The sequence below is a fragment of the Vitiosangium sp. GDMCC 1.1324 genome (genome assembly GCF_003044305.1).
In the GTDB taxonomy this organism is placed as follows: domain Bacteria; phylum Myxococcota; class Myxococcia; order Myxococcales; family Myxococcaceae; genus Archangium.
In genome coordinates this window covers 155,368-176,897 of sequence record NZ_PZOX01000022.1, presented here as the reverse complement: position 1 = coordinate 176,897, position 21,530 = coordinate 155,368, and the positions used below count along the sequence as shown (strand labels likewise).

14 protein-coding genes and 1 pseudogene are annotated in these 21,530 nt (G+C 66.1%); 8 read left to right on the top strand and 7 right to left on the bottom strand.

Annotated features, from left to right (window positions below; translation table 11 throughout):
* Positions 1–3: 3 nt before the first annotated feature.
* Positions 4–3,168, bottom strand: a complete 3,165-nt coding sequence (locus tag DAT35_RS44570) for a TonB-dependent receptor (RefSeq protein WP_108075478.1) — start codon at positions 3,166–3,168, stop codon at positions 4–6.
* Here DAT35_RS44570 and DAT35_RS44565 point away from each other — a divergent pair.
* Positions 3,167–4,606 (top strand): FAD-binding protein, encoded by a 1,440-nt coding sequence (locus DAT35_RS44565; RefSeq protein WP_158502141.1) that lies wholly within the window; start codon positions 3,167–3,169, stop codon positions 4,604–4,606. The genes DAT35_RS44570 and DAT35_RS44565 overlap by 2 nt on opposite strands.
* A 10-nt stretch (positions 4,607–4,616) precedes the next feature.
* Here DAT35_RS44565 and DAT35_RS44560 read toward each other — a convergent pair whose 3' ends face one another.
* Positions 4,617–5,525 carry a cyclase family protein gene (locus DAT35_RS44560; RefSeq protein ID WP_108075476.1) on the bottom strand — a complete coding sequence of 303 codons (909 nt, stop codon included), beginning with the start codon at positions 5,523–5,525 and terminating at the stop codon, positions 4,617–4,619.
* Positions 5,526–5,688: 163 nt separating this feature from the next.
* On the opposite strand from DAT35_RS44560, the gene DAT35_RS44555 reads away from it, so the two are divergent.
* The 4 genes from DAT35_RS44555 (at position 5,689) to DAT35_RS44535 (ending at position 12,109) form a co-directional block, all read left to right on the top strand.
* Entirely contained in the window at positions 5,689–7,503 is a 1,815-nt protein-coding gene (locus DAT35_RS44555) for a penicillin-binding transpeptidase domain-containing protein (RefSeq protein ID WP_199243194.1), read from the top strand.
* An 81-nt stretch (positions 7,504–7,584) separates the two neighbouring features.
* A complete protein-coding gene (locus tag DAT35_RS44550) occupies positions 7,585–8,550 on the top strand; it encodes a right-handed parallel beta-helix repeat-containing protein (protein WP_108075414.1) in 966 nt (321 codons plus the stop codon).
* A gap of 465 nt (positions 8,551–9,015) precedes the next feature.
* Positions 9,016–10,761, top strand: a complete 1,746-nt coding sequence (locus tag DAT35_RS44540) for a discoidin domain-containing protein (protein WP_158502140.1) — start codon at positions 9,016–9,018, stop codon at positions 10,759–10,761.
* A gap of 331 nt (positions 10,762–11,092) precedes the next feature.
* On the top strand, positions 11,093–12,109 hold the full coding sequence (locus DAT35_RS44535; protein WP_108075411.1) for a methyltransferase: 1,017 nt from the start codon (positions 11,093–11,095) through the stop codon (positions 12,107–12,109).
* Positions 12,110–12,346: 237 nt separating this feature from the next.
* Here DAT35_RS44535 and DAT35_RS44530 read toward each other — a convergent pair whose 3' ends face one another.
* Positions 12,347–12,919, bottom strand: coding sequence for a CAP family protein (locus tag DAT35_RS44530; RefSeq protein ID WP_108075410.1), 573 nt, complete (start codon positions 12,917–12,919; stop codon positions 12,347–12,349).
* Between the two features lie 406 nt (positions 12,920–13,325).
* On the opposite strand from DAT35_RS44530, the gene DAT35_RS44525 reads away from it, so the two are divergent.
* Entirely contained in the window at positions 13,326–13,817 is a 492-nt protein-coding gene (locus tag DAT35_RS44525) for a VOC family protein (RefSeq protein WP_233262073.1), read from the top strand.
* A gap of 436 nt (positions 13,818–14,253) precedes the next feature.
* Here the strand turns inward: DAT35_RS44525 and DAT35_RS44520 are convergent, their stop codons facing one another.
* The 3 genes and pseudogenes from DAT35_RS44520 to DAT35_RS61400 form a co-directional block, all read right to left on the bottom strand.
* Positions 14,254–15,711: an FAD-binding protein gene (locus DAT35_RS44520; protein WP_108075408.1), complete on the bottom strand. Its 1,458-nt coding sequence runs from the start codon at positions 15,709–15,711 to the stop codon at positions 14,254–14,256.
* Positions 15,712–16,114: 403 nt separating this feature from the next.
* Positions 16,115–16,336: a hypothetical protein gene (locus DAT35_RS60205; protein WP_199243187.1), complete on the bottom strand. Its 222-nt coding sequence runs from the start codon at positions 16,334–16,336 to the stop codon at positions 16,115–16,117.
* Between the two features lie 118 nt (positions 16,337–16,454).
* Positions 16,455–16,597, bottom strand: a pseudogene (locus tag DAT35_RS61400) (alpha-ketoglutarate-dependent dioxygenase AlkB); the annotation flags it as partial.
* A 528-nt stretch (positions 16,598–17,125) separates the two neighbouring features.
* Here DAT35_RS61400 and DAT35_RS58500 point away from each other — a divergent pair.
* Both DAT35_RS58500 and DAT35_RS58495 read left to right on the top strand, forming a co-directional pair.
* A complete protein-coding gene (locus DAT35_RS58500; protein WP_146210130.1) occupies positions 17,126–17,782 on the top strand; it encodes a hypothetical protein in 657 nt (218 codons plus the stop codon).
* Between the two features lie 3 nt (positions 17,783–17,785).
* Positions 17,786–18,454 (top strand): hypothetical protein, encoded by a 669-nt coding sequence (locus tag DAT35_RS58495; protein WP_146210129.1) that lies wholly within the window; start codon positions 17,786–17,788, stop codon positions 18,452–18,454.
* Between the two features lie 37 nt (positions 18,455–18,491).
* On the opposite strand, the gene uvrA is transcribed toward DAT35_RS58495, so the two are convergent.
* Positions 18,492–21,377: an excinuclease ABC subunit UvrA gene (gene uvrA / locus DAT35_RS44505; RefSeq protein WP_108075406.1), complete on the bottom strand. Its 2,886-nt coding sequence runs from the start codon at positions 21,375–21,377 to the stop codon at positions 18,492–18,494.
* Between the last annotated feature and the right edge of the window lie 153 nt (positions 21,378–21,530).

The window sequence follows — 21,530 nt, the reverse complement described above, 5'->3', positions numbered from 1 at the left end:
CGCTCAGAAGGCATAGCGGAGGCCGAGGCGCACCTGCCGCGGCGTCTGATACTGGAGTGGCTGCTTGAAGGAACGGTTGAGTTGGGACTCGGTGAGCCGCGAGCCCTCGCTGGTGGTGATCATGTCCGGAGTGAGCTGACCGGCCTCCACCGCCTTCGTCAGCGGCAGCACGGCGGCGTAGGTGTAGTTCTCGTCCACTCGCGTCACCTCCTGGAAGTTGAAGAGGTTGAACACGTCGAGCGTGAGGGAGACCTCTTGACGCTTGAGTTGCCAGGTCACTCCGATGTGGGAGTCGATGGAGTGGAGCCAGGGCGTGCGCTCGGCCGAGCCGCGTGGCAGCAGGAAGGTCTCGCCCGTGCCCAGGAGCGGGTGGCCCCCCAGGTAGTTGATCGGCGTGCCCGAGAAGCCTCGGTAGGACAGTCCGATGCTGGCTCTCAGTCCGTGGGTGAGCTGGAACTCCTTGGCGCCGAAGACCTTGATGGAGTGCGTGCGGTCCTCGGGTAACAGTCCTGTCCGGTTCTCCATCATGGAGGGGATCTCGAAGTCGGTCAGGATGCTCGGCGCTTGCTGACCGGCCCTGGCCTGGACGAGGCCAAGATAGTTCCCGTACAGGCGTGACCAGGTGTAGCTCGCCTCGGCCAGCCAGCCGTAGGTGACGAATTCGTGGCTCAGCGCAACCGTGGCCGCGTCGTAGGTGCGCTCCGCCTTTGGGAACTCCGCGGCGGCCCCCGAGCCCGGATTGCCCAGGAAGAAGCTGTTGCCGCCATCGCGACTCATGTCCTCGAGGGCCGAGTCCAGGTTGCGGTGGGTATAGGTGGCGCTCAGCCGGACGTTATTCAGCACCTCGAGCTCGGCGCCCGTGACGAGCTCGCTGGAGGACTGCGGCGCGAGCAGGGGATCAATGAACTGCTTCTCTGGCACCCGGTAGGAGTACAGGGCGTCCTCACCTCCGGGTTCCAGCGGCACCACGTTGGCGGGATCGGAGCAACCGGTGCGCTGGCCTTCGAGTGTCGAGGGATCGCACCCGGTCGTACCGTCCGGCCGCTGTGCGGCACGAAAGGCACTATAGCGATGCTCGGCCGGAGCGATGCGGTCCAGCACGGCGAGTGGAATCTGGGCGTGATACTTCGCGTAATGGGCGAAGAGCTTCATCCGGCCGTTGGCCAGGGGATCCACGATCAGGCCCACGCGCGGGGAGAGCTGGTTGCCGAGCACGAGGGCCGGTTCGCCATCATTCCCATACAGCGACTGCATGTCATAGCGGACACCGGCGTTCACCGTGAACCGTTGGGCGAAGTTCCAGCTGTCCTGCACGAAGCCCCCGAGGGTCATGCTGCGGGAGCGGAGCGTGTCGCTGCCCAGGGTGACAGGGGCGTCCGGGCCGGAGAGGTAGCCGTGGCGGTCGGTGTCCCTCCAGAGGGAGCCATCGGTGGACTCGACGAAGCGCACGCCACCCGATGAGGCCCGGATCTGCTCGTAGGAGACGAGGTCCGCGTCCACGCCGGCCTTCATCACGTGATTGCCGAGGATATTCAGGAGCAGGGTGGCCCTGGCGTTGGCCTGGTAGCGGTCCACGGTGTTGATGAACATCTGGCCGATGCCGCCGATGTCGTAGTCCTGGACGGGGCAGAACAGGGTCTGTTCGGCGGAAGAGGTGCCGCAGAACAGCGCCGCATCCGGCACGTTCTCCAGGAGGCCCACGGGCCGCTTCATCCTGTACGTCACGCGAGAGCGGCCGGCGAGCCCATTGCCGGAGAGGACTTCCGCATCGCCCTCGGGCGTGCCGAGCGCGTCGCCGCTGCCGTCGACGGGCAGTCTGGAGAGCGTCTGGCGAGACCAACCGAGGTTGGCTTCGAGCAGGAGCTGCTTCTCCATGAGCGCGCCTCTGTACTCGAGGCCGGCCGTCGTGAAGTTGCTGTCGAGCTGGACCAGACCCGAGGCATCCGGGTGTGAGTCCACGAGCTCCTGGACTCCTCCGGTCAGAGGGTCCACGGTGAGCCTGCCGTCTCCACCCGAGCGGGTGGGCGTGGTGATGACGGACAGGCTCACGTTGTGGTCTTGGTTGAACAGGTACGTCAGCTTGCCGAGCGCCTGGAGGCCGCGCTCGTCGGCGAAAAAGGTCCGCGAGGTGCCGGGAATGGGGGTGGGGCGGGCGTCGTGCGCGAGGGCCTGGAGGGTCCGCGTGTGCTCCACTCGGGAGAGCACCGGGGCCACGCCGGCGAAGAACCACAACTTGTCCCTCACGATGGGGCCGCCGAGGGTCGCGCCGAAGTTACCCAGGTTCTCGAGCGCGTTCTGGCCGGAGAGGGCCGACGCGGGACGGGAGACGGGCGTGGGTGTTCCCACCAGGGCACCCGGCACCCAGTTGCCGAACACGGAGCCGTGGAACGCATTGCTGCTGCCATACCGGGTCTCCGCGCGGATGATGCCACCCGAAGCGCGGCCGTACTCGGGCATGTAGCCGCCGGTGATGACCTCGACATCCTGGATGAATTCGACGCTCAGCGGGCTGGCGTTGACCCCGAGGACCGGGTCCTGGGTGGAGAAGCCGTCCACTCTGTACGCGTTCTCGAAGGCCGTGGCTCCATTGATGGAGACGCCGTACGCGCCGCTCTGAGCGCCCGGAGCGAGCTCGGCGAGGCTGTCGAAGGAGCGAGCCGCGCCGCCATTCCCGGTAGGCGGGTTCACCGCGAGGGTCTGGATGAACTCCGGGTAGAGCCTCACACCCGTGGTCGTGGACCCCGTGTCGATGAGCGGCGGCCCGCATCCGAAGATTTCGGGTTGGATTTCCTCCGAGATCAGGGCCACGTCCGCCTGGACGGAGCGCTCCGGTGCCACCTGGAGCTCCGACCGCGAGAGTGGCCTGAACGACTCCTTGTCGAAGCGCAGGGTGTAGAGGCCCGGTGGGAGCTCGGGGATGCGGTAGTGGCCCTCGGCGTCCGTCACCACCACCTGCTCGCCCTGGATGCTGGGTGAGGTCGCGGTCACGACCACATCCGCGAGAGGCATGTTCGTTTCCGCACTGACGACCGTACCGGCGATGGCGCTCTCGGCCTGGGCTGCCGTTGCATACGACAGGCTCGCGACAACGAAGGCACTGAGCGTCCGGCTCACCCGGCTCAAGTGTATGAGGAGTCCCCTTTCGAGCGTGGAACGAGAGCGAATCATGCAGACGATGACCATCGACCTCCGGGCCATGGGAGGCCTCTACGAAGCCACCGCCAGCGTACGCGAGCCGGCCTCTCCCGAGGAACTTTCGGCCCTGTTCCAGGACGCGGCGGCGCGGCGCCAGCGCCTGACGCTGATCGGGGCCCGGCGCTCCTTCGGCGAACACTTCCTCCCGCCCGAGGGCGCGGAGGGTGTCTCCACGGCCCGGCTGTCCGGCGCGACACGCCTGCTCTCCACCGAGGCGGATGGCAGCATCTGGGTGCGTGCACCGGGCAGCCTCACCTTCGAGGCGCTGCACCGCGAGTATCCCCACCACCTGCCGTACCACCCGCCGACGGGCGATCGCATCTCGTTGGCGGGCGCCCTGGTGGCATGCGCCCATAACGCCGTGGGCTTCTTCGCCGAGGAGGTCCGTGCATTCCGGATGATGACGCCGGATGGCGCGGTCCACGAGTGTCATGCTGCGGCGCCAGGGATTGCAGGAGAGCTGTTCCGGCAGGTGCCAGGCTCATTCGGGGCCCTGGGAGTGATTCTGGAGCTCGAGCTGCGCTTGTTCCGTGTGCGCGAGCGGCAGCGGGCGGAGATCACGGTGCTCGAACACTGTCCGACCCGGGGGTTCACGGCCCTGGAGCGGCTCGAGGCGGTGTACCGCGCGGGTGAATACCCGCTGGGCCGGGGGCTGTTCTTCCTCGGGCGCCGCGGGATGAGTGTGTTGCTGGGCGACCGCATCGTGATGCCCGAGCCCCATGACAAGGCCGCGCCGTTGCCGCTGACCGACGACTCCACCCGGCGGAACATCGTGGCGCAAGGCATTGCCAATCGGATGCCCGGGCTCGTGAGACCATTCCAGGGGCTCGTGCTGAAGCGGGGCCGGCGTTTTCACGCGGGCCTCTATGGCTTCACGTTCTTTCAGCGCAGCTATGATCGGGCATATGACTACCTTGCCTCGCCAGCGGTGCTCCCACGCATGCTGCGCGCCCTGGGAGTCGATCCCCGGTTGACGGTGTGTCACCAGACGTTCGCGGTGCCCGTGGAGCGGCGGCGGGCCTTCCTGGACATGTATTTCGACGTGTTCGATGCGTACCCGGAGCTCGAAGCGCGGCTCGAGCAGCAGGATCTGATCCGGCTGCCGGAATGCGCGTGGCCCCTGCATGCGGCCCACGGCATGCCCGGAGGCGCGTACCTCCTCACCGTGAGCATGAGCGTGCGGCGAGGACAGCCCCACGAGGCCCGGGTGCGCGCCTTCTTGGGAGAGGTGAGCCGCCGCGCCTTTGAAGCGCACGGCGTCAAGGTCCTGCTCCTCAAGCAGGCCCACTGCGAGCCCGCGCTGCTGCGCCGTATGCACGCGCCGTTCATCGAGGCCCTGGGTGCCTTGAAGCAGCGCGTGGATCCCCACCGGGTGTTGACGTCCCGGATGCTCGACGCGCTCGGGCTGTGAGGGACTGCCGTCAACCGCCTATCACGGCGTATGCGCGCACCGGGAAGGTGCCCATCCCGTGGACGAGCGGGGGAGCGGCATGGAACCGGAACCCGTCTGGCGGGAGCTGTGCGAGCCCACGCAGGTGCTCGACGATCGGGATGCCGGCCTCGAGCAGCAGCGTGTGCGCCGGCCGTGTACCGTCGCCGGTATCGTCGATGTTGACCGAGTCGATCCCCACGAGCGCCGCGCCCTGTTCGACCAGCCACTCCGCCGCTCCACGGGTGAGGAACGGCGCATCGACTCCATAGCGCCCGGTACCCCAGTGGCGGTCCCAGCCCGTCTGCACGAGCACCGCGCGGCCTCTCACGTCGTAGGGGAGGAGCACGTTGCGGTCCACGGCCCGGCTCTGACTGTCCTCCATCCGGACCACGATGCCCTCGAGGTCGGCGACCGATTCGACCGGCACACCGGAGAGGTCCGCGCCTTGCGCGAACCTGTGGAACGGCGTGTCGAGGTACGTGCCCGTGTTCGCGACCATCGAGATGCGACCGATCTGGAACTCGGTTCCCTCGGCGTACCTGGCCCTCGAGCCCTCCCGGGTGAGATGGTCGGAGACCTCGGGGCCCGGAAGCCCCGGATAGGTGACCATCCCGTGGTGGATGACGTGGCTCAGCTCGACCAGACGCCGCCGCTCCGCTCGCTGCCCGGGCTCCATCACGCCGCGAGAGCCCTTGTGCGGCTCGCGGATCAGCTCCTTGTGGCTGATCCGGACCTCACCCACCATGAGCAGCCCGAGGTGCCGCACGAACACCGCGGCGAGCTCCTCGTCCGTGATGTTCTCTCCGGGGATGTCGAGGCGGAACCCTTCCACGGTGAGCCCGCCGCCATTCTGGAACGTCACCTTCGCATCGAACTGCACCCGCCATTGCTCGGCCATGCCGCGCAGCATGAGCGAAGACGCGCGGGCACTCACGTGGTTTGAACGGGCCCTCGGAGGGGGAGGAGGCGTCGCCGGATTCCTTGACCTGCCGGGGTCTGCCTGCACAGTACGGTCTGTGTCACGGCGAGGGTACAAGGTTGGAGTCAGCGCCGCGGCAGCCCTGCTGCTGGCGGCCTGCGTGTCTGTACAAGTGCGGCCCGCGGAGGGCCCGCGCGAAGAGGCCCAGGCGTACCTGCGGGCATGGGCCGAGGGCGACATCGCGGCCCTGAGGCGCGCGGTGGCCGAGCCGCCGGCCAGCTTCGAGGCGCAGCACCAGCGCTTCCGCGAGGACCTGCGCATCCTCTCTTCCCGCTTCGAGCTCGGCCGCGTTGAGCTCGAAGGGGAGGGCGCGGTGGCCACCTTCCGCGCCATCCACGTGCTGCGAGGGCAGGGCGAGTGGGAGGTGGACGGCGCGCTGCGCTTCGTGCGCCGCGAGGGGCGCTGGTGGGTACGCTGGACTCCGGCGGTGTTGCACCCCGAGGCGCGTGAGGGCGACCGCTTCTCCCGCACGAGGACGCGCCCGGAGCGGGCCGCCCTCCTCGACGCCAGAGGCCAGCCCCTCACCCACGAGGGCGAGGTCATCACCATCGGGGTCGAGCCCCGGCGCATCCGGAATCGCGCCGCCGTGGCCTCGGCGCTCCAGGCGCAATTGGGCGTCGACCCGGCGAGGCTGGAGAAGGCGCTGAACGTGCCGGGCGCGGCGCCCGAGCACTTCGTGCCCATCATCGACGTGCGGCTCGAGCGCTACCAGCAGGTGCGTCCGGTGCTGGCGCCCGTGCCTGGCATCTTCTTCCGCCGCAAGAGCGCCCGGCTCTCCCCGGCGGAAGGTTTTGCTGCACACACCCTGGGGCGGGTGGGCGAGGTGACAGCCGAGCTGCTCGCGCAACTGGGCCCGGCCTATCAGCCGGGAGACATCGTGGGCCTGTCCGGGCTGGAGCTGGCATATGAGACGCGGCTCGCGGGAAGCCCCTCCGGCGAGGTGCGCCTCACCCGCCCGTCTGGCGAAGTGCGCGTGCTCGGCCGCTTCGAGGGGATGCCGGGCACGCCGCTGTACACCACGCTTCTCCCGGAGGTGCAGTCCGCAGCGGAGGCCGCGCTCGATGGCGTGACGTGGCCGGCGGCGCTCGTCGCGGTGGATACCCATACGGGCGCCGTCCTGGCCGTCGCCAGCCGGCCGCTCGAGCAGCCATTGAACCGGGCACTCACGGGCCGCTATCCGCCCGGTTCGACCTTCAAGGTCGTCACGGCGGAAGCGCTGCTCGCCACGGGGATGGGCGCGGACGCTCCGGTGTCGTGTCCGGCCGGGGTGTCCGTGGGAGGCAGGCTGTTTCGCAACTTCGAGGGCGAGGCGCTCGGGGATACGCGCCTGCGCCAGGCCTTCGCCTACTCGTGCAACACCGCCTTCGTGACGCTGGCCGCCGGGCTCGGGGCGGACTCACTCGGGGCTGCGGCCCGCCGCTTCGGCTTCGACGTGGACTACCGCGTGGGGCTTCCGTCCCCCGGCGCCTCGTTTCCCGGACCCCGGGACGCGGCCGAGCAGGCCGCGGCCGCCATCGGGCAGGGACGCGTGCTGGCCACGCCGCTGCACATGGCCTCGGTCGCCGCGGCGGCCGAATCGGGCCGGTGGCGCGCGCCCTACCTCCTGGCCGATCTCGAGGAACGCCCGAATGCCTCGCTCGCGCCCGGCGCCCGTATGCCTTTGCATGTGCTGATGCGCGCCGTCGTCACCGGCGGGACGGGCCGGGCGGCCGCGGGCGTGGCGGGACTTGCCGGCAAGACGGGCACCGCCGAGTTCGGAAGCGGCACCCCATTGCCCACGCATGCCTGGTTCATCGGCTATCGCAACGGCATTGGCTTCGCCGTCCTGGTGGAGGGCGGCGGCGTGGGCGGACGTGTCGCCGCGCCCATTGCCGCGAGATTCGCCGCGGCCTTGTGACGCTCGCGGCCAATAGCGCTTGAACGGTGACGACTTGTCCTATCGTGCCGCACCCGCAGGCATGGCCTGCGTCACGAAAGGATGAACTTGAAGCACTTTGGCGTACTGGTGGTGCTGGCGAGCACTCTGGCGGCGGGGGCGGCACTGGCCTGTGATTACACGGCGGTGCCCGGGCAGAACCTTCAAGGGCTGCTGAACAGCACGACGGTGACGACCCTCTGCCTGTCTCCTGGCACTTACAACCTCACCTCGACCCTGGTGGTCCCTGCGGGCAAGCAGCTGGAGGGGACGGGCTCCACGCGCGACCTGGTCCGCATCGTGTCGAGCGCAGAGACCATCCTCCGCCCCTCTAACCACACGACGCTCAAGAACTTCGCCATCGAGGGGGCGGCCGGGACGCTCCCTGTGTACGGCGTCCTTTCCTATTACGAGAACGAGCAGATCATCTGGGGCCTGCGCATCAAGCGCACCCTCATCAGCATCGGCCTCAATGGCTCGACGAATGCACACGTCTGGGACACGTTCATGTCCGAGAACGGCAATCTGTCCAACGGCAGCGCCGACCCCAACCTGTGGATCACCGATGCAACCAACGTGGAGATCCTCTGGGGCGAGGCGCGAGGCCGGGCCAATGGTCCAGGGGGCGACGGGGAGATCGCTGGTTACAACTCTCAAGGCGTGAAGATCTACGGCACCTACGTCGTGAACTCGGGGGCCAGCGCCATCTACTTGGTGAACTGTGACAACTGCGCCGTGGAGAACGCCACTGTCACCAATGCAGGCGAGTGGGGCCTGGACATCGTCTCGGGCTCGGACAACTTCCTGGCGAAGAACAACTACGTCGCCTACAGCCGCTGGGGAGGCTCCGTCTACAACGAGAAGGGTTCGGTGGGCGGGCAGTACATCGGCAACCAGTTCGTCTCCAACAACACCTCGGGCTACGGCCTCTACTGCAATGGCATCAACACGGACAGTATCGGGACGGGCTTCGTCAACAGCGGTAACACAGTGAACAGCGGCCAGCTCGTCTGCCGTCCCTGGCCCTGACGCCCGAAGGGTTTCCAAACCAGTCTGGCACCCAGACCGGTTTGTCCAGCGTGGCGTCGGAGGCACTCCTGGTTTCCCAGCTCGTGTCTCAACACCGGGCGGTCGTCTGCGCCGCGCCCTCCTACCTCGAGGCGCGCGGCGAACCCGAGACGCTGGAGGAGCTCGCGGCGCATGATTGTCTGATATTCAATAGCCGGACGCGACGACAGGGCTGGCTTCTACGCCAGAAGGGCGGCTCCTGGGTGATAGCCGCAGCCAAGTGGGCGCGCCTGCGTTTTTTCTCAAGTGTTTGGCTCCTGGGAAAAGACCTGTGGCGCGATGGGCGGCCTCATTGAGAGCTTCCGGACTGTCCCTCGGTCTTTCGCTCGCCTCGTCGCCTGCCCTATGCGATCAGGGCGCCGCGGCGGATACTTCCGCGCTGCCCGCGCCTCATGGGCGCTCGTATTCGATGACAATGGTGAAATCATGAAATCGCTTCACTTCATGCCACGCTGGCGGATGATATGTCTTCTGGTCTGTCTGCTCTCCACTGCCGCCAGGGCGGACTCCCCCCTGCCCGTCTACGGCGTCGCCGCGTCGAGTTCCTATCCCGGGTATGCCCCGCAGAATGCGGTCGATGGGAACCCGTCCACGATGTGGAATGCCGGCACGACGGGTACAGCACAACCGTTCCTTCAGCTCGATCTGGGCAGTGAGATCTCCCTGAGCAGACTCGAGCTCGTCGTGTCGCAGTACCCCAGCGGCGCTACGACGCATCAGCTCGTCGGCTACACAAACAGCTGGGTGGCCGTCAATCTCGGCAGCTTCAGCGGCTATACCTACGAGGGCCTGACCCTGGTGGTGAATGTCACCAACCCCACCCCCGTTCGCTGGGTCCGGATCGTGACGACATACGATCCTTCATGGGTGGCCTGGTTCGAGGTGAGGGCCTATCGGAACGTCCCCGTGGGTTCCCTGAGCGCGAGCCCCACGCAATGCGCCGTGCCGTACAACGGCACCTTCTGCAGCAGCCAGGTCCTGCTGCAGGCGGGGATCTCCGCTGGCGCCTACGGCCGGGTCTGGGTTGCGGAGGCGCCTGCCGGGGCTCCGGAGCTGGGCGGGTGGGTGTTCGATACGGCGCTTGGGTCCACGTATGTCGGCTGGATCCGCGAGGGAAGGTATCGGTTCGATCTTCGCGAAGGAGCCACTTCCAGCGGACAACTGCTCCAGTCGATCTACGTCACAGGCGTGAGAGCTGCTCCACCGCCGCCCCCTGCACCGAAACTGTTCGGGTACTTCGGCACGTGGCAGCCGGGGTTCGTGGACTCGATCAACGACACCCTCGACCACACCAACTTCGTGTGGGCATCTCCCTTTCTGGATCGAACCAGCCTGAAAGCGATGCTGGGCCGATCGGACGTCAGCAAGGTCATGCTGGACGGGTTTGGCATTCTTTACGGATCCGCCACGTGTGGAGCTACCACAAAGCTTGTCTACTTTGATGGATCCTGCACGCCAACCGATCAGCCGCAACTGCCAACCGCCAGCCAGAGGTATCAATATCTCATCTCGCAGCTCTCTCCCAGTGAGTATCGGAAGATCGCGGCGGTGTTCCCCATCGACGAGCCAGACATCCAGGCGGGTGTGACCGATGCGAATCTGGCCGCCGCCAAGCAGGTGCTTGTCCAGGCCGCGAGTGCGCTGTTCCCCAGCACGGGCCACACTCCAGCGTTCGCCCTCTTGTATTCCTGGGTTGCGGTCCCGATGACGGGGCAGGTGACGCCCAAGGGAGCCGGTGCTGCGGACTGGGTGGCGTTCAACTGCTATCCGGTCTCCTATGGGTCCGCGACCTCCGTGTCTCCGAGCCTCTGTGGCATCGCCTCGGACCCAGCGGGTATCGGTACCATCCTGAATCGCTTCGAGCGGCTCAAAGCCCTTGTTCCGAACAAGAAGTACTTCCTGGTCGCGGAGACCGCGTTGAAGACCTCCACCGACAACGCGCAGGGGAGGAGCTGGTTGGCCACGAACCTGACCTCGCTCCGGCAGGCCGCGCTCGCGGATCCGTCCGTGCTGGGCGTGATTGGCTTCAATTGGCGGGGGTTGGATCCGGCTTATGACGTCTCCCAAGGAGAGGTGTGGAAGGGTCCTGCCCTGTTGCAGGGCGCGCCGCTCGACTTCAAGGCGAAGGTCATTCAGGAGGGCAAGTGCATCACCCGGGGACAGTGCCCTTGAGGTGAGCAGGGATGCAGCTGGGGTTGTCGCGAACTGATTGAAACGGGGGTTCATTTACTTGGATCTCTCATTTCAAGCAGTCTCCGGGGAAAGCGAAGCGACATTCGGGTTCCGAGCATTCCGTCCGACTACTGAGTCAGCGTGTGCAGCGTGGGCGAGCGGAGTTCGAGGCTGTCCCTTCGGGCGCCATCCGGGTGGAGGCATGCGGCGGGTCTTGGCATACGCGAACTTGCCGGATGGGCCGCATGGGCCGGCGTGTGCCTGAAGGGGGCTGCACGGCCAAAATCTGCTTTCGGCGCGCATCACGCGATTCGATATGGTCCCACCCTCCATGGACCAGACACCTCCGCCGAATCTCTCGCAGCAACTCCTGGAGCACATCTCCAGCTACTGGATCTCCCAGGTCATCGGTGTGGTCGCGCGACTTCGCCTCGCGGACCTGCTCGCAAGCGGTCCTCTCTCGAGCGAGGCGCTGGCGCCGCAGGTCGGAGCCCACCCGGATGGGTTGTACCGCCTGATGCGCGCGGGGGTGGTCGCGGGCCTCTTCACACAGGTGCCTCCCCGCACGTTCACGCTCACCCCGCTGGGGGCCTGCCTCCGTTCGGAGGTGCCCGGGTCGATGCGTGACATGGCCATCATGCAGACCGCCCCCGGCCATTGGCTGCCCTGGGGAGACCTCGTCACTGCCGTGCAGACGGGTCGCTCCCCGGTCCGCAAGGTGCTGGGGACCGACCTCTGGGAGCACTACCAGAAGAACCCGGAGGAGGCCGCGCACTTCGACCGTGCGATGGGCAGCTTCTCCAGCTTCGTTGCCGCGGAAGTGGCACGTCTCCACAACTTCTCACCCTATGCCCGCGTGGCCGATGTGGGGGGGAGCCAGGGCGTGTTGCTCGCCGCCGTGCTCCGTGCCCACCCCTCCTGCCGAGGCATCCTCTTCGATCTACCGCACGTCATCGACGGAGCTCGGGCCCATGTGGAGGCGGAGGGGTTGGGCCAGAGGATGGAGCTGGTGGCGGGGAGCTTCTTCGAGCCCGTCATCCCCACGGCGGAGGCCTACCTCCTCAAGCACATCCTTCATGACTGGGACGACGCCTCGTCCACCTCCATCCTCCGGCAGATTCATCGCGCCGCACTGCCGGGAGCCCGGCTGATCGTGGTGGAGATGGTGATGCCGGATGGGGAGCCTTCGCGCACGGCCCTCATCGACCTCAACATGTTCGTGGTCTCGGATGGACGCGAGCGCACGGCCCGCGAGTACGAGGCGTTGCTCGCCAGCACCGGCTGGGCGCTGGAGCGCATCACTCCCTCCCCGAGCGGCGTGAGCCTCATCGAGGCACGCAAGCGCTGATGGTGCGTCACGCCTCCCCCAAGCGGTGGCAGAGCCGAAGCCACAAGACTGGTTCATCGGCTATCGCAACGGCATCGGCTTCGCCGTCCTGGTGGAGGGCGGCGGCGTGGGTGGACGTGTCGCCGCGCCGCGTGCACCGGGACACGACAGGCAGCTAATCCCCTTCAGGTAGGTCCGCGAAGGGAGAGTCCTGCGTGGTGGATGTAGCCACGCAGGGCAGTGGGGCGACGACCGAGGTCAGCGCTTCGGGGGAAGAACGTTGGCCGGGAACTGCCCCATCATGTTTCCTGGAACCAGATAGTTACAGACGACATACGTTTCGAGCCACCTGGCGCCCTTCCCCTGGACGATGGCACAGCCGAGCCTGGTGCTGTCCTTCCAGACCACCTGCGTGAAGTGGCCGGTGGTTCCAGAGAAACCCGGGTTCGCGAAATTGTAATCTTTAATCTCGTTGTACCAGGATTCGATGGCGGCGGCGGCGGCCTTCTCTCCACTGGGCAACGCCTCTGACGTCGCGCCCCAATAGAGGTTCTCACCATAACCCTCGAGCCCTGCGTGGCCATGGGAGAGACCGTCTCTCTGCGAGACGAGGTTCGCGCGGCTCTTCGCGTAGTTCGCGATCGCGCCATCCCACTTCATGGGAGGAACGCCATGCTTCGCGCGGAGCTTATTGTGTATGGCGAGGATCTGCTCCTCGAAGGCTTTGACGCTGGCCGCATCCGGAATGGGCATGGGTGCACGCGCGAGTGCGCTGGGAGCGATGAGCACCAGCAGGGTGATCAAAGTGAGCACGACACGATGGGCAGGCATGGTCTGTAGTTCCTGGCGGGTAGATGGACGGCGACTCCAACCCACCCACCTACCACACTCTGGCCCAGACCATGGAGGGTGAGGACAAGCACATAGACATAGGAATGCTCTGTAACAAGGGCGATGAATTCGAGAAGGGATTCAGAGCTGCCGTCGCCCAGGTGAAATAGCACCCTGAGCAGCAGGTGCGAGATGGACTGAAAGGGACTCACGCCCGGGGCAGTGCGCGGGCGTGCAGATTGCGCAGCGCCTTCCGCGCAGGCGTCACGTGGACGCGTCTCGCGCTCCGCAGAGCCGGCTTGCCGTAGAAGGGCGCCCCCGCGCCCAGGAGAACCCTCTGCCTGGCCCTGCTGAAATCAGGTACCCTACCGAGCGGCGGCCGCATTCGGCAGCCCTGGAGTACCCCATGCTTCGCATCCTCAGCAGCGTACTGGTTGTCCTCACCCTGAGCGGCTGTGCGGCGGCGCCTCCTCGCCAACCCGCCACCGCCCCGCCCACAGGAGCCGCCCCCATGCACCTCGGCAACTTTTCCGTCAGCCTCACAGTCAAGGACATCGCCGTCTCCCGCGCGTTCTACGAGAAGCTCGGCTTCCGTGCCATCGGCGGTGACCAGGCCCAGAACTGGCTCATCATGCAGAACGAGACCAGCACCATCGGCCTCTTCCAAGGCATGTTCGACAAGAACATTCTGACTTTCAATCCCGGCTGGGACCGCAATGCCAATCCACTCGCCGACTTCGACGACGTCCGCGAGCTCCAGCGGACCCTCCAGGCCCGCGGCATCACCCTCGTCTCCGCCGCGGACGAGTCCTCCACTGGCCCCGCGAGCCTCATGTTCATAGACCCCGATGGCAACCCCATCCTGATTGATCAGCACGTCCCGAAGCCGAAGCGCTGAGGACGCGCTCGCGGCCCATTACAAAAGAGACACGATGTGGAGGGCGCCCCAAGGCCTTGGCGACCCAGGTTTCTTCTTCCGTGCGGAGCAGATCCAACTTCCGGGCCGCGGATTCGGCGCGGGAGGGGTCCTCCGTCAGGCCCAGCGTGGTCGAGAGCTCCGCCCGAGACAGCTCATCGGAGAGCTTGCGGCCGATGTCAGCCAGGAGCGGGGTACGCGCCATTCTGGAGAACCGTTACTGTCATGCGGGAAACGCATGTGCATGGCTGTGCGCGATGAATCCGAGCTACGAGCAGTATGAATGCCCGGATGAGACAGATTCGCGCTCCTTCACTCGTGAAGGCGAGTTGGTTCTTTTACGTGTGGCTCTCCCGCACCGCAAGAGGGTGGTGGAGCACCGCCTTGGCGTCGAAGGCCGATGCTCCATCCAGTCGGGCTATGAGAAGATGCCCTGGCCCGGCGTGAGGATGTTGTCCGGGTCGAATGAACGCTTGGCGCGCTGGAATCGCTCCCAGAAGGGCTGGAAGTGCTCACGCCAGTCGGCGGCGCTCATCGGTATCGAGCCGGCGCCGTAGCGCTTCCCTCCCACGGCGACGAGCTGCTGGAAGATCTCCTGATTCTTCGCGGTGAGCGCCGCCACGTTCTCCGGGGTGGGAGGGACGGCCGTGCGCAGCAGCGAGAAGAGGAAGGCCGTCTTTCCGGCAGGCACGCGCGCGAACGGCGCGGTGACAACGGGGGGACGGACGGCGTAGAGCAGGATGGGCCCCTGCCCCATGTCGGCGTCAGGGGTCTCGGCGAGCACCTTCTCCACGAAAGCCTCTGCGGCCTTCTCGGGAACGAGCATGTCGATCCACGGGTGCGGGAGCTGCCAGGCGCCGCTGCTCTGGAGGAACGCCACCACCGGGGCCAGGCGGTTGACGAAGTCGAAGTAGCTGCTGTCCTTCACCTGCAGCGTGGCGGGCTGGAAGGACAGGCCGGCGAGCAGCGTCGCATCCTGGGGCTCGGCGCCCTCGGCGAAGTACTTCACCGCCTCGAGCTGGAAGGCCCGGCCGCCGTCCGCGCTCACGACGAAGCCCTCCACGTAGTCGAAGCGGCCATCCTCGGCGAGCTGCTTCTGGTCCTTCAGGAAGAGGGAGAGCTCCTTGTACAGCGCGGTGTACGTGCGAGCGCGGGGCGGCACCGGCACCAGCCGGATCCGGGCCTTCACGATGATGCCGAACTGCCCCAGCCCCCCACGGACGGCATCGAACAGCGGCCGCTTGCGCGAGGGCGAGCACCGCACGAGCTCCCCGGTGCCGGTGACCACCTCCAGTTCCAGGACATTGTCCACCTGCAGGCCCCAGCGGAACACCTGCCCGCCAATGCCTCCCACCGACAGCGTCCCGCCGATACTCAGGTCGATGTAGTCGGTCAGCGTCGGGGGGCTCTTGCCGAGCGGCGTCGTGGCCTGCAACAGCTGGATCCACCGGACGCCCGCATCCACCCACGCGCTCGTCTCGTCCACCTCATGGATGGTCGAGAGCGCGGACATGTCGATGATCACACCGGCGTCCACCTGGGCCTGACCGTAGGTGCTGTGGCTCTCGCCGAGGCCCCGCGCGGCGGCCACCTTCAGGCGCTGAGCCCGCGCGAAGCGGACCAGCTTCACGATGTCCTTCACCGAGCCGGGCACGAGCACTGCCCACGGCGTGCGGTGGACCGAATGGCCAAAGTCGTCCGCGGCCCGTGTACGCGCCGCCGCGTCCATCAGGAGTTGCCCATCCAGCGGTGGGAGGCTGACGGTGCCGGGCTCCGGGCTGGCGGCCCAGCTTCGGCTCACGGGGTTGAAAGCGGCGGCTGTCGCGACCAGCGCTCCTTGGAGGAGCGTACGACGGGGAATGGCGTGGCTTGACATCTGTGACTCGTCTCCCGGCTAGAGGGAGTCGAGACACTACAGGGGCGCCCGTCAGAATGAGAATGAGAAGTTCCGAGGGGACGACCTGGTTTCGACGGGGCATCGTGAGTGAATCGCCGCGTTCCAACCCGTTCTGAACGAGAGGCGTTTGATATTGCAATGACGCTGGCGAAGTCCGATGCGGAGCGCCAGGTCGTTGCGGATCTGCTGCATCAGTTGGTTCTGATGGGACAGGCTGAGGAGAACGCCATTGAGCAAATCCGGGCTCCGAGACAGTGTCTGGGGCGTCGTTCGACTTTATAGGCTCTCAGGAAAGTAATGTCCGCATCGGAGTGTCGTCATTTCCGTTTGTGGCATGAGGACCCTCTGGCACGGCCCCGAGCTACCGCTCCCACGGAGGACATTACTTTCCTGAGACGCTATAGTGTTTCGCGAAGGAGATACCCTTCATGACGTTCTCGTCGAGTCGCTTCAAGGCGCGCCCGCGATCGATGGGGCTGTCCACGGACTTGAGAATGGCCGTGAGCAGGGCGCTGGGGCCGATGCCGATGCCGATGTCCTGCTCCCCCATCCGCACGGTGAACAGCGCGGTCCGGAAGAGCGCGGCCGATCCGAGCCCCGCCACCAGGATCCGGGTGGCGTGTCCTTTCGCATCCTCGGTGGAGATCCAATTGAACAGATCGATGAGCCGGTGGTGGGGCCGCCCTACTTCGAGCTGTTGGGTTCCGCCTGGGCTGCGCGGGTTCCAGCTCCGCGCGGAAGAAGGCGCTGCCCCGGGCGAGCTGCTCCATGTAGGGCCGCACGTCCTCGCGGGCCTCCGGGGATAGCTCCGCGAAGGGCGTCACGTGCTCGTCCGCACGTAGCGGAAGGTGAGGTTGATGCGGCGGGGTACCCGTCTGGCTCTGGGCGTTGGGTGCGTTGAGCTGATGGGAGACCTCCACGCGTTGCTGGGGACTCGATGAAGGAACACATGAGGAAGCAGTTGGGTGCGGACGTGTGGCGCCGGTTTGTAGATTGCTGGGCTTCTGAAAGTGGAGGCGGCGGGAATCGAAGCCGCCGCCTCGTTCTACTCACCGCCCGCACCTCCCTCGGGTCCCAGGTCGATCACCCAGTCCGCACTCGCGTTACTGTCATGCAGGAAACGCATGTGCATGGCTGTGCGCGATGAATCCGAGCTACGAGCAGTATGAATGCCCGGATGAGACAGATTCGCGCTCCTTCACTCGTGAAGGCGAGTTGGTTCTTTCTTCCGTGCTTGCTGCTGGCATGTGCCGCAGGGCAAATGCACGTGTCCGACCAACTGGCGCCAGTAGCCCGGACAGAGCGCGCCATCTCAACGGACGCACAGCCCTCCAATCAGCGGTTCTTGTTGGCGAGCGCTCCGGTCGGGCCCGGGAACTCCGGGACGTCACATGTGCAGAGGTGGAAGCAACTCACGGCGGCGCGTCTGGTGCAACTTGCTCGGGAAAAGGGAATTGGTGCCAGCGGTTCGGTCATCGAACGCAATCGCCAGATTGGCAGAGCGTTTCAAGGAGTGGTTCTGCGGTCCATCGAAGTACTCGAGAACACTCGTTCATTTCCTACGTCTGTTCGCCTTCATCACGATTCAGTCATTCCCGATGGTGTGTTGCCGGCAGGTCGCCTGCACTTGACAGGAAGGGTGTCCTTCGATCCTCAGGGGGCATTTCTGAAGGTCGTCATTGACGGCGATTTCCTGGACATGATTGAGGTGAAGGCTCGATCGAGACCCATCACTTTGTCGACGGGTCAGGGGCAGATCAGGGGCTATATTGAGGTACTCGGCCGGAGGCGTCAGGGGAGCTTCTCCTTGGTGGCCGAGGGTCCTCCGCGACCGGCGCTATTGCTGATAACGACGGCGGAGGCTAGCATCTCAGAGGAGGTGACTTGGGAGGCCGCACGGCATGGCGTGGCTGTTTATCGCGCCATCCCCGAGGAGTTCGAGGGACGGATGGATGTGGGGCCCTTCGTGCAGCAGACGAGTTTCGCGGATGTCCCTGATCAGTTTCAACTTCCGTCAGTGCCCGAGGAGTTGATGAAAGAGGAGCGATGAGCCATGGCAGGGTGGCTTGGACTGTACGCGGAAGATACGGACGTGCTGTTCCTACGCGACCGGCTGAACGAGGATTCGGAGATTGCCTTCCTCATGCCCGAAGGGCCAGGACGTTGGCGGGCCGTATGGCAGTTAGACGAACTGCTTGGGAAGACGATGTTGTGGCATGTGCCAGGTGGACCCCTGCCACTGCTCAGACCGGGCGAGCGGGATTCGATCATCGAGGAGCCATTTGCTGGCTGGGAGGAACTCAGGCCTGGCATGGATTACTCCGTGCCTTATTTCGGTCCTGGATGGCCGTCGACGCTCTTGCTGGAAATCTATACACGAGGGTGGCGGGGATTGAGGGCGGATGTCATCCCGCTGTCAGGAATCAGTTGGTATGGGCGCACCAACCTGAAGGGGCCGTCCGCCTCTACCCGAAAATGGTGGAGCCGCTTTCGCGGATGGATGCGGAATCAATCAGTGTGTATTACCCGAAGCGGAACTCTCGACGGACCGCAGCCAGATATCTGGGCCATGCCTGCAGCTCTGCGCTCCATCCGGGTGGGCGTCGAACGCGGAGACTGGCCTCTTGTTCGATTTCCCCCCGCGCGAATTCCGCATCAGGTGGCTATGGCTGATCAAGCAGAGGTTGGTCCAGCTTTGGCTTGTTTGGATGATCGGGAGTGATGTGGCATCACTCCCGTCTTTCGTCATGGTGCTGAACTCAGGCCGCGGGGGCGGCCTTGTCGGAGGGCCGGCGGCCCACGCGGTGCTTCCTCGACTTCGTGAGCACGTGCTTGAGGTAGCGCCCGGTGTGGCTCTCCTTCACCTCGGCCACCTGCTCGGGAGTGCCCGTGGCCAGCAGCTGGCCTCCGCCCGCGCCTCCCTCGGGCCCCAGGTCGATCACCCAGTCCGCGCTCTTGATGACATCCAGGTTGTGCTCGATGACCAGCACCGTGTTGCCCGCTTCCACCAGCCGGTTGAGCACGTGCAACAGCTTGCGGATGTCCTCGAAGTGCAGGCCCGTGGTGGGCTCATCGAGAATGTACAGCGTGCGGCCCGTGGCCACTCGCGCCAGCTCGCGCGCCAGCTTGATGCGCTGCGCCTCGCCGCCCGACAGCGTCGGTGAGCTCTGCCCCAGCCGGATGTAGCCCAGTCCCACGTCCTCCAGCGTCTGGAGCACGCGCATGATGTCCTTGTGCGCGCTGAAGTGTTGCATCGCCTCGCGCACGCTCATCTCGAGCACTTCGGCGATGTTCTTCCCCTTGTAGCGCACCCGCAGCGTGGCCTCGTTGAAGCGCTTGCCGTTGCACACCTCGCACGGCACGTACACGTCCGCCAGGAAGTGCATCTCCACCAACTTCACGCCATCGCCCTCGCACGCCTCGCAGCGTCCGCCCTTGATGTTGAAGGAGAAGCGTCCCGGCGTGTACCCGAAGGCCCTCGCCTCCGGCGTCATCGCGAACACGTCACGGATGGAGTCGAACAGCTTCGTGTACGTGGCCGGGTTGCTCCGAGGCGTCCGTCCGATGGGGCGCTGGTCGATGTCGATGACCTTGTCCAGGTGCTCGAGCCCCGTGATGGCCTTGTGCTTTCCGGGCACCTCGCGGCTCTCGTACAGGTGGCGGGCCGCGGCTGGGTAGAGGATCTCATTGATGAGCGTGGACTTGCCCGCCCCGGACACGCCGGTGACGGCCACGAACACCCCGAGGGGAATCTCCGCCGTCACATCCTTGAGGTTGTTCTCCTTCGCCCCCTGGATGACCACCTTCGCCTTGCCAAGCGCCCGGCGCTGCTCGGGAATCTCAATCTCCTTGCGGCCGGAGAGGTACGCGCCGGTGGAGCTCTTCTCGTTCTCCATCACCTGCGCCGGAGTGCCCTCGGCGACGATCTGTCCGCCCAGCTCGCCCGCGCCCGGCCCGAAGTCGACGAGCCAGTCCGCCTCCTCCATCGTCTCCTCGTCGTGCTCCACCACGACCACGGAGTTGCCCAGGTCCCGCAGACGCTTGAGCGTGCCCAGGAGCTTGCCGTTGTCTCGCTGGTGCAGGCCGATGGAGGGCTCGTCGAGGATGTAGATGACGCCCGTCAGCTCGCTGCCCATCTGCGAGGCCAGGCGGATGCGCTGGCTCTCTCCACCGGACAGCGTGGACGCCGTGCGGTCCAGCGTCAGGTACGCGAGCCCCACGTCCTCCAGGAAGCCCAGGCGGCTGCGGATCTCCTTGAGCAGCTCGGTGGCGATCTTCCGCTCCGTCTGTGTGAGCTGCATCCCGTTGAGCCAGCGCAGCGCGTCCCCGATGGTCTGCCGGCTCAGCTCCACGATGGAGCGCCCGTGCACCTTCACCGCTCGGCTCTCCGGCTTCAGGCGCGCGCCCTCGCACGTGGGACACGGCTTGTCGCTGAAGAACTTCTGGTAGTAGGTGCGCATCGCCTCGGACGTGGTCGTCTTGAAGCCGCGCATCAGCTTGTTGACCAGGCCCTCCCACTCCATCTCGTAGCGGCCGCCGTCACCCCACTTCACGGTGAAGCGCTTGCCCTCGGCGCCGTACATGAGGACCTTCTTCGCCTTCGCCGGCAGCTTCCCGAAGGGCGTGTCCAGGTCGATGTCGAAGGCCTCGGCCAGGCTGTCCACGAAGTCCGCCGTCCAGCCCTCGCCCTTGTTCATGCCGCTGGCCCACGGCTCCACCGCGCCCTCGCGCAGGCTGCGCGAGGCGTCCGGAACGATGCGCTCCGGATCCATCTCCGCTTTGGTGCCCAGGCCGTTGCAGTCCGTGCACATGCCCAGCGGGTTGTTGAAGGAGAACGAGGACGGGGACAGCTCGCCGAAGGACAGTCCGCATGCATGGCAGGCATTGAGCTCGCTCATGATGCGGTCGCTCGCCGGGCTGCCCGTCTCATCCGTGAGGATGAGCATGCCCTTGCCCTCGCGCAGCGCCGTCTCCACCGCGTCCGTGAGCCGCGTGCGGATCTCCGGCTTGAGCACCAGCCGATCGATGATGAGCGCGATGTCGTGCTTGGACTTCTTGTCCAGCTCGATGCGCTCCTCGAGGCTCTTCACCTTGCCGTCCACGCGCGCCCGGGAGAAGCCGCGCTTCTGCGCCTCGGTGAGGATGTCCTTGTGCTCGCCCTTGCGGTTGGTGACCACGGGCGCCAGCACCATCACCTTGGTACCCGAGGGCGACTCCATCAGCGTGTCGACGATCTGCTGGGCGCTCTGCTTGCCCACGCGCTTGCCGCAGTTGGGGCAGTGCTGCACGCCCACGGAGGCGAAGAGCACGCGCAGGTAGTCATGGACCTCGGTGACGGTGCCCACCGTCGAGCGCGGGTTGTTGCTGGCCGCCTTCTGCTCGATGGAGATGGTGGGCGACAGGCCGCGGATGGTGTCGTACTTGGGCTTCTCCATCTGCCCGAGGAATTGCCTCGCGTACGCCGAGAGGCTCTCCACGTAGCGGCGTTGGCCCTCGGCGTAGAGGGTGTCGAACGCCAGCGAACTCTTCCCGGAGCCGGAGACGCCGGTGAACACCACCAGCTTCTTCTTCGGAATCTCCAGGGAGATGTTCTTGAGGTTGTGCTCCTTGGCTCCGCGGATGGAGATGACGTCGGGTTCGGACATGGCGGGGCGATCTACCACTGAAAGGGCGCGCAGGTAGGGGGAATGTGGGCGCGCGGGGAGTTGAATGGTTCTGGAAGAACGGATTTTCAAGGCGAATCCCTCCCCGGGCCGAGGCAAGCAGGCGGGCAGGGGAGGCGTGCTGTGGAGCGCGGG

What these genes read in the sequence shown, in the direction of transcription:
- DAT35_RS44540 (WP_158502140.1), top strand. Translation starts at nt 9,016, where the DNA reads ATGAAATCGCTTCACTTCATGCCACGCTGGCGGATGATATGTCTTCTG.
- DAT35_RS58495 (WP_146210129.1), top strand. Translation starts at nt 17,786, where the DNA reads ATGGCAGGGTGGCTTGGACTGTACGCGGAAGATACGGACGTGCTGTTC.
- DAT35_RS44565 (WP_158502141.1), top strand. Translation starts at nt 3,167, where the DNA reads ATGCAGACGATGACCATCGACCTCCGGGCCATGGGAGGCCTCTACGAA.
- DAT35_RS44520 (WP_108075408.1), bottom strand. Translation starts at nt 15,711, where the DNA reads ATGTCAAGCCACGCCATTCCCCGTCGTACGCTCCTCCAAGGAGCGCTG.
- DAT35_RS44525 (WP_233262073.1), top strand. Translation starts at nt 13,326, where the DNA reads ATGCTTCGCATCCTCAGCAGCGTACTGGTTGTCCTCACCCTGAGCGGC.
- DAT35_RS44535 (WP_108075411.1), top strand. Translation starts at nt 11,093, where the DNA reads ATGGACCAGACACCTCCGCCGAATCTCTCGCAGCAACTCCTGGAGCAC.
- DAT35_RS44570 (WP_108075478.1), bottom strand. Translation starts at nt 3,168, where the DNA reads ATGATTCGCTCTCGTTCCACGCTCGAAAGGGGACTCCTCATACACTTG.
- uvrA (WP_108075406.1), bottom strand. Translation starts at nt 21,377, where the DNA reads ATGTCCGAACCCGACGTCATCTCCATCCGCGGAGCCAAGGAGCACAAC.
- DAT35_RS44550 (WP_108075414.1), top strand. Translation starts at nt 7,585, where the DNA reads ATGAACTTGAAGCACTTTGGCGTACTGGTGGTGCTGGCGAGCACTCTG.
- DAT35_RS44530 (WP_108075410.1), bottom strand. Translation starts at nt 12,919, where the DNA reads ATGCCTGCCCATCGTGTCGTGCTCACTTTGATCACCCTGCTGGTGCTC.
- DAT35_RS44560 (WP_108075476.1), bottom strand. Translation starts at nt 5,525, where the DNA reads ATGGCCGAGCAATGGCGGGTGCAGTTCGATGCGAAGGTGACGTTCCAG.